Origin of the sequence: Brevibacillus aydinogluensis (genome assembly GCF_961514395.1) — a bacterium.
GTDB lineage: Bacteria > Bacillota > Bacilli > Brevibacillales > Brevibacillaceae > Brevibacillus > Brevibacillus aydinogluensis.
On record NZ_OY569118.1, the window covers coordinates 2,799,018 to 2,811,827 of the forward strand.

The 12,810-nt window shown below is 56.9% G+C and carries 14 protein-coding genes; 2 read left to right on the forward strand and 12 right to left on the reverse strand.

Features of this window, described 5'->3' with window-relative positions:
• Window positions 1-15 precede the first annotated feature (15 nt).
• The 9 genes from mreD to Q7F15_RS13875 all read right to left on the reverse strand — a co-directional run bounded on the left by mreD (window position 16) and on the right by Q7F15_RS13875 (window position 6,861).
• The gene (gene mreD / locus Q7F15_RS13835) at window positions 16-540 is read right to left on the reverse strand and encodes a rod shape-determining protein MreD (protein ID WP_171565478.1); all 525 of its coding nucleotides are present in this window, start codon (window positions 538-540) and stop codon (window positions 16-18) included.
• Complete coding sequence (mreC, locus tag Q7F15_RS13840; RefSeq protein ID WP_171565479.1) at window positions 540-1,514, reverse strand: rod shape-determining protein MreC; 975 nt, start codon at window positions 1,512-1,514, stop codon at window positions 540-542. Before mreC ends, mreD begins: the two co-directional genes overlap by 1 nt.
• Window positions 1,515-1,528: 14 nt before the next feature.
• Window positions 1,529-2,572 carry a rod shape-determining protein gene (locus Q7F15_RS13845; RefSeq protein WP_171565480.1) on the reverse strand — a complete coding sequence of 348 codons (1,044 nt, stop codon included), beginning with the start codon at window positions 2,570-2,572 and terminating at the stop codon, window positions 1,529-1,531.
• Window positions 2,573-2,679: 107 nt separating this feature from the next.
• Window positions 2,680-3,354: a RadC family protein gene (gene radC / locus Q7F15_RS13850; protein ID WP_171565520.1), complete on the reverse strand. Its 675-nt coding sequence runs from the start codon at window positions 3,352-3,354 to the stop codon at window positions 2,680-2,682.
• Window positions 3,355-3,483: 129 nt separating this feature from the next.
• Window positions 3,484-4,068: a Maf family protein gene (locus Q7F15_RS13855; RefSeq protein WP_304414481.1), complete on the reverse strand. Its 585-nt coding sequence runs from the start codon at window positions 4,066-4,068 to the stop codon at window positions 3,484-3,486.
• A gap of 12 nt (window positions 4,069-4,080) precedes the next feature.
• Window positions 4,081-4,332, reverse strand: coding sequence for a DUF4321 domain-containing protein (locus tag Q7F15_RS13860; protein ID WP_171565521.1), 252 nt, complete (start codon window positions 4,330-4,332; stop codon window positions 4,081-4,083).
• 272 nt (window positions 4,333-4,604) lie between these two features.
• Window positions 4,605-5,849: a hypothetical protein gene (locus Q7F15_RS13865; RefSeq protein WP_304414482.1), complete on the reverse strand. Its 1,245-nt coding sequence runs from the start codon at window positions 5,847-5,849 to the stop codon at window positions 4,605-4,607.
• A 60-nt stretch (window positions 5,850-5,909) separates the two neighbouring features.
• Window positions 5,910-6,518, reverse strand: a complete 609-nt coding sequence (locus Q7F15_RS13870; protein WP_249179097.1) for a prepilin peptidase — start codon at window positions 6,516-6,518, stop codon at window positions 5,910-5,912.
• 88 nt (window positions 6,519-6,606) lie between these two features.
• Window positions 6,607-6,861: a hypothetical protein gene (locus Q7F15_RS13875; RefSeq protein WP_171565484.1), complete on the reverse strand. Its 255-nt coding sequence runs from the start codon at window positions 6,859-6,861 to the stop codon at window positions 6,607-6,609.
• A gap of 217 nt (window positions 6,862-7,078) precedes the next feature.
• Between Q7F15_RS13875 and Q7F15_RS13880 the strand changes: the two genes are divergently transcribed.
• Together Q7F15_RS13880 and Q7F15_RS13885 are read left to right on the forward strand one after the other, a co-directional pair.
• Window positions 7,079-7,576, forward strand: coding sequence for a cation:proton antiporter regulatory subunit (locus Q7F15_RS13880; protein ID WP_171565485.1), 498 nt, complete (start codon window positions 7,079-7,081; stop codon window positions 7,574-7,576).
• A gap of 2 nt (window positions 7,577-7,578) precedes the next feature.
• Window positions 7,579-8,808, forward strand: a complete 1,230-nt coding sequence (locus Q7F15_RS13885) for a cation:proton antiporter (RefSeq protein WP_212132914.1) — start codon at window positions 7,579-7,581, stop codon at window positions 8,806-8,808.
• A 62-nt stretch (window positions 8,809-8,870) separates the two neighbouring features.
• Here the strand turns inward: Q7F15_RS13885 and Q7F15_RS13890 are convergent, their stop codons facing one another.
• From Q7F15_RS13890 to Q7F15_RS13900, 3 genes are all read right to left on the reverse strand, one after another.
• Complete coding sequence (locus Q7F15_RS13890) at window positions 8,871-9,857, reverse strand: ketoacyl-ACP synthase III (RefSeq protein ID WP_438286241.1); 987 nt, start codon at window positions 9,855-9,857, stop codon at window positions 8,871-8,873.
• Window positions 9,858-10,016: 159 nt separating this feature from the next.
• Entirely contained in the window at window positions 10,017-11,399 is a 1,383-nt protein-coding gene (gene murC, locus Q7F15_RS13895) for a UDP-N-acetylmuramate--L-alanine ligase (RefSeq protein ID WP_230076708.1), read from the reverse strand.
• Between the two features lies 1 nt (window position 11,400).
• Window positions 11,401-12,771, reverse strand: a complete 1,371-nt coding sequence (locus Q7F15_RS13900; RefSeq protein WP_230076707.1) for a bifunctional folylpolyglutamate synthase/dihydrofolate synthase — start codon at window positions 12,769-12,771, stop codon at window positions 11,401-11,403.
• Window positions 12,772-12,810: the final 39 nt, after the last annotated feature.

A 12,810-nucleotide genomic window follows, 5' to 3' on the forward strand; every position in this document is an offset into this window, starting at 1 on the left:
CGGCTGCTTGTGCCGCTACTCCAACGGGAGGTCGCGTTTGAACATAACGGATTCGCACAGACGCTTGATCGGGGAGTAAATCACCAGGGCACTCAACATATTTAATACGACCGTTGGCAGAATCTGCCAGTTGAGCATCCACTGCACGTCAACAGGGGCTTTGGTGAGAAGCAGATGGAGGCTGTACAGCAGCCACTCGTGGGCAAACAGGATCAGGCTGCACGTGACAAACACCATCCCGAAGCCCCGCTGAAACAACAAGACGATTAATCCTGCAAAATAGCTGGCCACCATCATCGTTATCATGTACAGACCGATCACCTGTCCGTACAGCACATCTTGCAAAAATCCGAGTGCCAGCCCGTAATAAAGTCCTTCCCGCCGCCCCAAAAACATCGAGACGAGAATGGTGCCGACAAGCGCAAAGCGGGGTACTGTCATCAGAGACAGACCCCATTTGTCAGGCAAAAAGACCTGAACCAGCGTACCTTCCAGAACAAACAGCAAGAGCAGCGTCGCAGCGAGCAGAAACCGTGGCATTACCTTCCACCTCCGCCCGATCCTGCAGACGCTTGCGACTGCGTGTTCTGTCCAGGCTGAGTTGACTGTTGTCCCTGCGGCTGATTGGGTATCAGCTCACCCGTGGGCGAGAAGGTGAAGTTGCGCTCTACCACCATCACTTCGTTCAATTGGGAAAAGTCGGCGCTCGGCTGGATATAGGCGGTCTGCGTCAATCCGTAATCGTCAGGCTGTACCCGAACAACGTATCCAATCGGCAGATTGGGCGGAATCACTCCACCAAATCCGGAGGTGATCACCTGCTGCTTTGGTTCGATTTTCTCTCCCAAAGGGATTTTGCGCATGACAAGCAGGCGTTCTTGCGGATCGTATTCTTCAATGACACCGCTGACGGGATGGTGGGTAACGGTGCCGTTGACGTTGCGCACGGTTTGAATCGAGGCCGAGACGTTATTACGCCGCTCATAGCTGGTCAACAGTTCCACGGTGGCGGAAAAGTTGGCCACGCTCTGCACCCGGCCGATCAATCCCTTGGCGGTCATGACCGCCATGTCTTTCTTGATGCCGTGTTTCAATCCCTTGTCGATCGTGATGACGTTGTTCCACGTGTCCGGATTTCTGGCCACCACTTCTGCGTAGCGAAGCTGGTAGGACTTTTTCAACGATTCCTCTGCTTGCAACAGCTTGCGAAGACGGTCGTTTTCCGCCTGGAGCGAGTGCAGCTCCGCCGTTATCCGGGCGTACTGGTCCAGGCTTGCCTTGAGCGCCCGGTTTTCTTCGTATACGTTGTACGCGTCGCCAATTTCTTGAAAGAAGGTGGAAACAGCCTGGGCAGGGCGGTAAAAGATCCCCTGCACCACGCTGAACACATCCTTGAAAAACATTTCCGGCCAGGTCAGGCGAGCCCGTTCCCGGGACGTAAAGCCCACGATGGAAATCAACAGGACCAGGCCCACAAGCACAATAATCAGCCGCTTGTTCCCGAAAAACGACATGCCGCAACCTCCGATTATTTACCGCGCTTTTGTCTGGAAGAGGTGATTCCGTGTTTCGATTTGAACAGATGGAGGTTTTCCAGCGCGCGGCCGGTTCCGATCGCGACACAATCCAGGGCGTTTTCCGCCACGTGCACCGGCATGCCGGTCTCCTTGCTCAGCAGGCGATCGATATTACGCAGCAGCGCTCCGCCGCCGGTCAGCACGATGCCGCGGTCCATGATGTCAGCTGCCAGCTCCGGCGGACTTTTCTCCAGTGTTACTTTCACGGCTTCGACGATGGCTGCCACCGTTTCCGCCAGCGCTTCGGCAATTTCCTCGCTGCTGACGGACAGAGTTTTCGGCAGCCCGGTCACCAGGTCGCGCCCGCGAATCTCGACGGTCTCCAACTCGTCGGGAGCGATGGCGGAGCCGATCTCCAGTTTCAGCGTTTCCGCGGTGCGCTCGCCGATCATCAGGTTGTACTTACGTTTGATGTATTGAATGATGGCTTCGTCCATTTCGTCGCCCGCGACGCGAATGGAACGGGAGGTCACGATGCCGCCGAGCGAAATGATCGCCACTTCCGTCGTCCCCCCGCCGATGTCCACGACCATGCTGCCGGTCGGTTCCCACACCGGCAGGTCAGCGCCAATCGCTGCGGCAAACGGTTCTTCGATGGTGTACGCTTCCTTCGCGCCGGCCTGTTTGGTGGCGTCTTCCACGGCCCGTTTTTCCACCGCGGTAATGCCGGACGGAACGCAAACCATCACGTTTGGACGGCGGCTGAACAGTCCCTGGTTTTTCTGCGCCTGGTTGATGAAGTAGCGCATCATTGTTGCCGTCGTGTCAAAATCGGCAATCACGCCGTCCTTCATCGGGCGAACGGCGACGATATTGCCGGGGGTACGGCCAATCATGCTCTTGGCAGCATTCCCGACTGCTTCGATCGTATTGGTGTCGGTGCGAATCGCCACGACGGACGGTTCGCGTACGACAATCCCTTTTCCTTTTACATAGACCAGTGTATTGGCAGTGCCAAGGTCAATCCCCATGTCACGAGAAAATCCACCAAACATAAAAAAACTCCTTCCGCTGTTGTCCGGTTACAAATCAATGATGTAATAAACTCTTGTAAAACATGCTCGGTAACACCGGTCCATTATGCGGAGCCAACGCATACCCGTTACAGGTAGCCCTGCTCTTTCAAGCTCACGTACCTGGCGTCACCGATGATAATGTGGTCCAGCAGGGTAATGCCAAGCAGTTCGCCGGCTTCCCGCAAGGTGCGGGTAATGGCGAGGTCTTCCCTGCTGGGTGTTGGGTCGCCGCTGGGATGGTTATGTATGCAAATGACCGATGCGCTGCTGGAGCGAATCGCTTCTTTGAATACTTCCCGCGGATGCACAATGGAGGTGTCCAGACTCCCGACAAAAATCGTTTTTTTGCCGATGACGTGATTTTTGGTGTTGAGAAACAGACAGACAAAATGCTCCTGCGTCAGATGGCCAAGCTCTGGCATCATCAGTTCCGCCACATCGCGCGGCAGACGGATGGACGCGCGGCGCTGCCCCGAACCTCCAAGCAGTCTGCGCCCCAACTCGAATGCAGCATGCAACTCGATCGCTTTCACCTGTCCGATTCCCTTCAAGCTGGTGAGTTCGGTGTGAGAGGCTTGAGCCAGGCTGCGCAAGTCGCCAAACGTAGCCAGCAGGCGCTGGGCAAGTTCAAACGCCGTCTCCTGTTCACTGCCCGTTCGCAGCAGAATCGCGAGAAGCTCGGCATCGGACAGATGGCCCGCTCCTTCGCGCAGCAGTCTTTCTCTTGGGCGGTCATAGTAAGGGACGTTTTTCTTACGCATTTCGTTACAGGTGGTTGCCGACATTTTTACCGCCTCCAGCAAATCGTGATCGGTTTGCGGAAACGGCTGGCATCAGAAGCGTCATGAGCGGGCAGAGGCCGTTGCCGCGGAATGCGCAGCACTGATGCGTTACAGCAGGGTGATTCCGAAGCGGGAAAGCATGCGGGCCGTCAAGCACAGCGGCAGTCCGACCACCGTAAAGTAGTCGCCTTCGATGCTTTCCACAAGGGTGGAGCCAATGCCTTGAATGGCGTACGAACCGGCCTTGTCCATCGGTTCCTTGGTCGCGATGTAGGAGCGAATTTCCCGCTCGGTCAGCGGGCGAATCCGCACCGTGGTATTGCTGTGTGCAACCTCGAAACGGCCGGTAGCGGCATCCGTCAGAGCGACGCCACTGTACACGGTATGCTCACGGCCCTGGAGCTCCGAGAGCATGCGAAAAGCGTCCGGCTCGTCAGCCGGCTTGCCCAAAATGCGTCCGTCCAGGACCACGATGGTATCAGAGCCAAGCACGACGCCGGCATCGAGGCGGGAAGCGACGGCCTGCGCCTTGCGAAGGGCCAATTCTTCCACTACCGCTTCCGGGGACATTCCCGGCTGAGTCGTCTCGTCCACTTCACTGGTCATGACGGTAAACGGCAGACCCAACGTCTGCAAAAGTTCCCGCCTCCTCGGCGACGAGGAAGCCAAAATGAGTGATGTTTCTGCTTTCATGCCACGTTCGACCTACTTCATTCTGCGATATATCCAAAAGGCGAGAGCAAGCCCTCCGATACTGGCCAGATTTAGTTTTACCTGAATGTTTATGTTATACTTCAGGATTTCCAAATCGGCCGCCGGGGTCCATGAAATCTCTTTACTCTTTGCGAGAAACGGGATCCACGGTCCCAAAATCTCTCCCAGGATACTGCCGCATAACATCCCGGAAAGTAAAAGAAGCAGAAGCGTAAGTGTTTCTTTCCCCTTCAAATCCCTCATCTCCCTTTTGTCTCTGCGTCCGAACCACTATTCCCCGCATCCGTCCCGCAGAGGTGCGGTGCAGCCAATGGCGGCTGCCCGACCGGTGCCGTGCGGCAGCCCGGCAATACCGGAACGAAGCCGTTCGAACATCTATATCTCTCAAGGGATTTCTTTTTTGCCAACCATAAGTGTAGCAAATGGGACAAGGTGAAACAATCCCCGATACTTACTGTATGTAAAGAAAAAACTTCCTGCAAGAAAACCTGCATGGAAGTCTTGGTCATGTACCGTTATTCCGCCGCTTTCACCTGCCGGACCCAGTTGGCGTAGTTCTCCCAGAACGTCAGCACGCCGGCCTGCACCTGCCAAGCATACGATTCCGCGCTGGCCGTCTTGCCGCCGACAATTGCCTCCGCCATTTTGTCGCGGGCCTGCACAGCCTGGTTCATGCCGTTGACCATTCCGGCGAACAGAGACTGCCCCGACTCTTGCGCGGAAACGGATCGGCCCTGCTCCAGAAAACGGCGGTGCTGTTCTTTGATCGCGGACGCTTCTTCCTTAGACAGCACCGGCTGGGCCGAACTGATCACGTGACCCGATTGGCTGGCCAGGGTGCGGGCCATCTCCAGCCCGGTTTGGAAAAACGCATTCAAATCCTCCGGTGTTGCCGTCCCCGCCGCTCCTGTAACGGAAACGCTTCCGGAGACACCCGGCAGGACCCATTCCTTGACGTAGACGTCCATTCCCTTTGCCTTCAGATTGCTGGCAAACCCGAGCACGGCGTCGCGGGCAGGCGCCGCAGCAGCAAACAGATACTGTTTGTCCTCTCCTTTGTACAGGAAGTGCGGGATGCCCGCTGCGTCCAACGGCTTGATCGCCTCGGCTGTTGACGTCTCGGGTTGGAACACTCCGATCTGGGCCACGTACAAACGCTCCTCCGGCAGTTGCAGCTCCACCATTTGCTTTGTGCCGTCCGCGTCAGTCCCTGCGGCTTCGGGTGTGACCGGTCCGGCCGCTTTCATCCCGTCTGCCTTATCATCCTTCCCCCCGGCCGAAAACGTCGTCACGGTATCGCTCAATACACTTTGATACGACCGGGACAGTTGTTCTTCGCCGAAAACGCTCAGCACCAGCAGTCCGAACACCAGCCCGATCGCCACCGCGCCGCCGGTGGCAAACAGATTTTTTGTCACGGTGCCTTGACGCACCCATTTCGACAGGACAACCCGGCTGCGTCTGAAACGGCCGCTTTCCTCCTCATCCGGGGAGAACTCCGCCTCCCGCTGCGGCTCAACGCCGCTATCCCGCACTGCCGTCACCTGCGGGTGCTTTTTGTGAAGCTCTTTTAACAGCGACCAGGCATCCTCTTCCCGCGACGTTTTGACGGTCGGGACGAAAGGGATCCCCTCTGCTTTCCGCCACTCGATCGGGGGCTGCCCGCCGTCCGTCTGCCCTGTTTTTTTCTCCGTCCTGCTTCCATCCCACCGCTCGCCGTTCAATTTTACCGTCACCTGCGTTTTTCTCTGTCCGCTCACGACAACGCCCTCCTCAAAAACAGGCTCTGTTTGTACCAGTCTACGTCGTGTGGGGACAGGTTATGACAGCATGTGGACAGCGAGGATGCCCGCACAGAGAAACGGAGCAAACGGCAGCGATGCCCCACGCCTTGCCTGCCCATCCAGCAGCATCAGGACACCTGCCGCCAGCGCCAGCGCACTGCCGACGGTAAGCCCAGCGGCAAACGTCCGCCAGCCGACCGCTGCCGCCAGCACACCCGCCAGTTTGGCGTCCCCCATCCCCACCACATCAGGTCGAACCGCGGAGATCGTCCCGAACAGCAGCAAGCCAAAACCCCCTGCCAACAGCGAGGAAAGCCAGGCGTCCGGATGCTTCAGCCAATGCAGGGCCGACAGGACGGGCAGGGCCGCCAGCAGGACGGCATTGGGGATGCGCCGGAACAAAACATCGGTCAGAGAAACCAGGAGACTGAATACAATGAGTAGGAGAGCGGAAAGCTGCTCTGTGATGTCCCTCCCGTCCTGCATTCGTACGACGGCAAACAGGGTGCCGCAGAGAAGCGACACGACCAGCCTGCAAAAAAGCGCAGGAGCACGGAAAGCAGACGGCCCAAAACGACAGGCCAGTCCGCATACATACCAGCCGGCAGCAGTGCCAAGAACTCCCGCACCGATCGCTCCCCACATCTCCACAGCAATGCTCCCTCCCTGTTTTTCTTCGCTGCAATGATTCTGCCTCTTCACAGCGGGACAAAAACAGGGGAGCCGTATCTGCCTAATCCAGCGGCCTCATTTTTCTGAGGCCATGCTCAAACTGGTGCAGCTGGTCTATGCGCTCGTTGACGAACTGGAAATCCTCCTGCCACCCCTGCTGCTTCGATTCCTGCACGACTTCCGCCTTCTTTTCCAGCGTCTTGATTTCGTTTCGCAGCGCGATGATGATATCCACAAATGTGTCCATATTCATCTGCCGGATTCGCTGAATAAACTGCCATTCCGCTTCCGTCAGCCGATATTGTTTGTTTGCCACGAAGTGATCCCTTCTTTATTGTAAAATGTGTCAAATTTTAATACTTTCGTTTCAAAACATGGACTTTTTGACGTCGCAATTTATATAATTATATTTGAATATGTTTATATAGACGAATTTACAAGGAAGGAATGAATGCATACTAGCATGAAAGAATTCCCTCCCCTTCGTTGAGGTCAGAGTTGACGTCAGTTCATCCAAACAGGAGGCGATCGTTGTGTTCAATATTCGGGAGTGTGACTTGCCTGGTATCGGGCGAAAGTACCAAATCGATACCAGGGGAGGAGACAAGCTTGTAGTCGTCGTTCACGACGACGGCCGAAGAGAGCTGTACCACTTTGACAAGGACGACCAGGATGACAATATCTCCATGGTCACGCTGGATGACGACGAAGCGCGTCAGGTCGCCGGCATCATCGGCGGGATGACCTATAAGCCGAAAGCCCTCGATACCATTGAAATTGCCTTGGATCAGCTGGTCATCGAATGGTACAAGATTGAACCTGGTTTTCGCTGCATCGGAAAAACCATCGGCGAACTGGACATCCGCCAAAAAACAGGGGCAATCGTCATTGCCATCATTGAAAAAGACCACAAACAGATTATCAGTCCCGGGCCGGAGCAGGTCCTTACCGCCGGCTCAACCCTGGTGGTTGCCGGGGAAAGAAAGCAGGTGAAGGCGTTAAAAACCACGCTGAGCACGGGAGGTGAATGATATTGGAGTACATCGTGTTTGAAGTAGGCCTGGCCATCGCGTTGATTGCCATCGCCGGCTTCATTTCCACGAAACTTCGCTTCTCCATTGTCCCCTTTTACATTCTGGTCGGCATGGCGGTGGGGCCCCACGCCCCTGATATCGGCCTGTTTGACCTCCGCTTCATTGAAAGTGCGCCGCTCATCGAATTTATGGGCCGCATCGGCATGCTGTTTCTGCTGTTCTACCTGGGACTTGAATTCTCCGTCGGCCGCCTGATCAAGGCAGGCCGCTCGATCGCCGTAGGCGGTACCATCTACATCGCCATCAATTTCACGCTCGGACTTTTGTTCGGGTTTGCCGCCGGGTTTCCCACAAAGGAAGCGCTGGTGATTGCCGGCATTACCACCAGTTCGTCCAGCGCCATCGTGGCAAAAGTGCTGGTCGACCTGAAACGGACAGCCAACCCGGAAACGGAGATGATCCTCGGCATTATCATGTTTGAGGACATCTTCCTGGCCCTCTACATCTCCATCATGTCCGGCCTGGTGCTGAGCGGGGCCTCATCGATTGCGGGCGTCATTACTTCCGCACTGATCGCGCTCGGCTACATGCTGCTGTTCATCATCATTGGGCGAAAGGCAGTCCCCTTGCTGAACCGCGCGCTCCAGATCAAATCCAATGAAGTGTTCATGCTCGCCGTGTTTTCCGGCCTCTTTCTGGTCGCCGGCTTCTCCGAGAAGATCCACGTCGCCGAGGCGATCGGAGCGCTGCTCGTCGGCCTGGTGCTCGCGGAAACGGAGCATATGAAACGAATCGAGCATCTGATTCTGCCTTTCCGCGACTTTTTTGGCGCCATGTTCTTCTTCAGTTTTGGCCTGACGATCGATCCCTTGGCGCTGAGCGGAGCCGTGTGGCTGTCCATCATCGCCGTACTGCTCACAATGATCGGCAACTTTTCCGCCGGTCTGCTCGCCGGACGAAGCGTCGGCCTGTCCCCCAAGGCTTCGTCCAACATCGGACTCACCATTATGTCACGCGGTGAATTCTCCATCATCATCGCGAATCTGGGGAAATCCGGCGGCCTGCTTGAGATCCTCCAGCCGTTTGCGGCCCTTTACGTGTTAATTCTGGCGATTACGGGCCCGTTACTGACGAAGGAATCAAAGCGGATTTACAACCTGCTGAACCGGGTAATCCCATTAGAGCGGATGGGGCGGAAGAAGCCTGCGGAAAGCTCCGGCCAGCATTGACAACCGGCAAGGCCACAGCCAGAGGCGGCTCGGATGTGTTCCAAGCGGCCTCTGGCGACCATTCACGGCATCCATGTGACCAGGAGACCGGCATGCACCAGCCCGCCGCCAAATCCGTAGAGGAGCAGCGTATCCCCGGGCTTTACCTTTCCGTCGCGGATGCCCAGTGAAAGCGCCAGCGGAATGGTGGCCGCCGACGTATTCCCGTAGTACTCCATGCTGTACAGTGTCTTCTCCAACGGAAATCCGCTTTTTTCGCAGATGGACTCAATCATCCGCAGATTGGCGCTGTGGGGAATGAACCAATCCACGTCCCCAAGCGTAAGTCCGGCCTGCTCCACCACTTTCGCCATGCCTGCGGGAACCGTAGTGACCGCCCATTTGTACACTTCCCGGCCGTTTTGCACGATACAACCGTTTCCTGCCAGTTCTGCCTCACCCATTCGCCGCGACAACCCCGTGCGGTACAGATGAATGCCTCCCTCTCCTTTTGTTCCCAAATGGGCGGCAAGAAATCCCGGGTGCTGCTCATCCCGCTCGACCAGTACCGCCCCGGCGCCGTCGCCAAACAGAATGCAGGTGGTCCGATCCGTGTAGTCGGTCACCTTGGACAAGGTTTCCGCGGCCACGACCAGCACTTTTCGATGCAGCCCCGCACTGATCATGCCGTTGGCCAAGTGCAGGGCGTAGGCAAACCCGGCACAGGTGGCGTTTACATCAAGCGCTCCCGCCTGCCCGATTCCAAAGCGGGCTTGAATGCGGCTGGCGACGCTGGGAAAGGGGTAATCCGGCGTGGTCGTAGAGACGAGAATGAGGTCGACATCCTCCACCGTTTTTCCATACGCCTTGATCATATCCTCAACGGCGGCGATTGCCAAATCGCTGGTGAACTGGTTTTCGTCGGCGATCCGCCGCTCCCGTATGCCGGTGCGCTGCACGATCCACTCATCCGACGTGTCTACCATCTTTTCCAGGTCAAAGTTGGTCAGCACACGCGCCGGCACGCAGGTACCAATGGCCGTGATGCGTGCTTTCGATGCCGTTTTCATACTCATCTTTTCTCACCTCGCTCGTATTGTACCCCTATTATATCACCAAGTATTATTACCTGGTGCTAATTTTCCCGTTTTATTCTATTGCTTTCATCACAAAAAACGCCCGGACCGTCATCCGGACGTTTTTTTGCCGTTTTTCACACGTGCTTGCCGTTACTTGACCAGCTTTTCCACCAGCCAGTAAGCGGACTTCCAAATGTCGCCCGCTCCCATGGTCAGGACCATGTCGCCGGGCCGCAGCGCGTTGACCAGATGCTCCTGTACCTGTTCTTTCGTCGGGATGTACTGCGCGCGCGGGTGGCTGTTGGTGCGAATCTTTTCCACCAGCGCTTCGGCGGTCACCCCTTCGATTTTCTCCTCGCCAGCCGGGGAGTAGATGTCGGTGATGATCACCTCGTCCGCTTCCTTGAACGCCCGGCTGAACTCATCCATGAGAAAATACGTGCGGGTGAATCGCTGCGGCTGAAAGACGGCGATCACGCGTCTGCCCGACGCCCGGGCGCCGTTCAGCGTGGCCATGATTTCCGTCGGATGGTGGGCGTAGTCGTCCACCACGAGGATGTCACGCGCTTCTCCGATAATCTGGAACCGACGTTTTGCTCCTCTGAACGTTCCCAGCGCCTGCGCAACCGCTTCAAAGCTCAGCCCCGCTTCCAGACAGACGATAATCGCTGCCAGTGCGTTGGCCACGTTGTGCTTGCCCGGCACGTGCAGCGTCAGCTCGCCGAGCAGCTCTCCACGTCGGTACACCTCGCATTGGGTGCGGCGGTCGCCGCAGACGATCGACCGTGCGCAAAAATCCGCCTGATCCACAAACGACGGGTGGATGGCGTACGTAATCACTGTTTCGGATACCGCTGTCAACATTTCCCGGACAGTCGGATCGTCGAGACACAGAATCGCTTTTCCGCCCGGTTTCAAGTGACTGAGGAACTGCGCGTACGCCCGCTTGAGATTGTTAAAATCGCCGCCAAAATGTTCCAGGTGGTCCGGTTCAATGTTGGTGACGACTTCGTACACAGGCCGATACTCCAGGAAGGAGCCGTCGCTCTCGTCCGCTTCCGCAACGACGATATCGCTTTTGCCCGCTTTTGCGTTGGTTCCCGCATTCAGCAGTTCTCCACCGATGATAAACGTCGGATCTACTCCGCACTCTTCCAGAACGTGGGCGATCATCGAAGTCGTCGTCGTCTTGCCGTGTGCACCTGCAACGGCCACGCCCGTCCGCTCGTTGAGAATACGGGCCAGCATCTGGGAGCGGTGCAGCACAGGAATGCCGCTTGCCTGGGCCGCGACGACTTCCGGGTTATCCTTTGGAATACTGGTGGAATATACGACCAGATCGCTGCCTGCGACATGCTTGGCATCGTGGCCGATATACACGACAGCTCCCCGTTCCACCAGTTTTTGGGCCAGATCGTTCATTGCGACATCTGAGCCGGTTACCTTGTAGCCAAGGTCGATCAAGACGCGGGCGATGGCACTCATGCCATATCCGCCAATGCCCACAAAGTGGACGCGTTGGGCCTGATCCACCCTATTCACCTGCCTCTTCTACTGTAGTGGGAAAGAACGCGCGTACTTGGGCGATGAAGTAGAGCGAACCGCAGACAACCAACCAATCGTCGCCGTTTACCCTCCGGCTGTCCTTCACCCAAGAAGAAAGAAACGCCTGCCAGTCGGAGACGGACTCAAGACTTTCTGTCTGCCATCCTCCCGAGCAAAACGCATCGTACAATTGCCGGCTCTCGGCGGCGCGAGGAAAGTCAAACGTCGCAAGGTGTATGGTCTTCACACGCTCTTGCAGCGGTTTGAGCGCCTCGGCCATCTGAGCAAGCGGCTTATCCGCCAGTCCGGCAAACAGCAGGTGCAGCCGGGTGTCTGCTGTCACCAACCGCTCCAGACTGCTCACCAGCGCTTCTATTCCCTCCCGGTTGTGTGCCCCGTCCAACACGACCATCGGTCTTGACGAGACGACTTCTAGACGTCCTGGCCAGCGAGTTTGTTGCAGTCCGCGGGCAATTTCCTCGTCTTCCAGCAAAAAGGAGAAGAAGTTTTTCAGCACGTCGATCGTCATCAGGGCAACGGCAGCATTATCCGCCTGATGGGGGCCGTTCATGGCCAGCCGGTAATCCGTCTCGTGCCGGCGGTGCAGGCTGCGGTAGCGGATGAGCTGCTCACCCATCCGCTCCTCCAGCTGCTCCACGTCAAAGTGTTGACCGATTGTGTACAGTGTGCCGCGTGCTTTCTCGACGTGTTCCCGGAAAACGGTGAGCACTTCCGGCCGCCGTTCACCGGTCACGACAGGCACACCCGGTTTGATAATCCCCGCTTTTTCCCGGGCAATCTCCTCCAGGGTGCCTCCCAGGACATCCGTGTGATCCATGCCGATGTTGGTAATGACCGAAACGAGCGGAAAGACGACGTTGGTGGAGTCGTTCCGTCCTCCCAATCCCGCTTCCCACACGACGACGGCGGGTCTGGCAATCTTGGCAAAGTAAAGGATGGCGATCATGGTGATCACCTCAAACTCCGTGGGCGAGCCGTACTCCGTTTCCGCCGCGCAGCGCTCCACGAGCGGCTTCACCTCATTGGCCACCGCTACCAGATCATCCTCGGGGATCATGACGCCATTAAACCGAATCCGCTCGCGAAAATCGAGCAGATACGGAGAGGTGAACGTGCCCACGCTGTAGCCGGCTTCCAGCAGCATCTGCGTCAGATAGGCGCAGGTGGAGCCTTTTCCGTTCGTGCCGGCGACGTGGACAAACGCCAGCCTGCGCTCGGGATGATCCAATTCCTGCAGCATCCACCGCATTCTCTCCAGACCCGGTTTCTGCCCGAATCTCAGCAGCCCGTGCAGCCAGTCAAGCGTTTCACTGTACCCTTCCAAACGGTTTACGTTCATACCGCATTGCTCCATTCTCAAAAGTATGCGAAAGGTCGG

Bases quoted from the DNA above. Each gene is read 5' to 3' on its own strand.
- Q7F15_RS13845 (WP_171565480.1), bottom strand. From the start codon at position 2,572: ATGTTTGGTGGATTTTCTCGTGACATGGGGATTGACCTTGGCACTGCC.
- Q7F15_RS13855 (WP_304414481.1), bottom strand. From the start codon at position 4,068: ATGAAAGCAGAAACATCACTCATTTTGGCTTCCTCGTCGCCGAGGAGG.
- radC (WP_171565520.1), bottom strand. From the start codon at position 3,354: ATGCGTAAGAAAAACGTCCCTTACTATGACCGCCCAAGAGAAAGACTG.
- mreC (WP_171565479.1), bottom strand. From the start codon at position 1,514: ATGTCGTTTTTCGGGAACAAGCGGCTGATTATTGTGCTTGTGGGCCTG.
- Q7F15_RS13860 (WP_171565521.1), bottom strand. From the start codon at position 4,332: ATGAGGGATTTGAAGGGGAAAGAAACACTTACGCTTCTGCTTCTTTTA.
- Q7F15_RS13890 (WP_438286241.1), bottom strand. From the start codon at position 9,857: ATGAAAACGGCATCGAAAGCACGCATCACGGCCATTGGTACCTGCGTG.
- mreD (WP_171565478.1), bottom strand. From the start codon at position 540: ATGCCACGGTTTCTGCTCGCTGCGACGCTGCTCTTGCTGTTTGTTCTG.
- Q7F15_RS13870 (WP_249179097.1), bottom strand. From the start codon at position 6,518: ATGTGGGGAGCGATCGGTGCGGGAGTTCTTGGCACTGCTGCCGGCTGG.
- Q7F15_RS13900 (WP_230076707.1), bottom strand. From the start codon at position 12,771: ATGAACGTAAACCGTTTGGAAGGGTACAGTGAAACGCTTGACTGGCTG.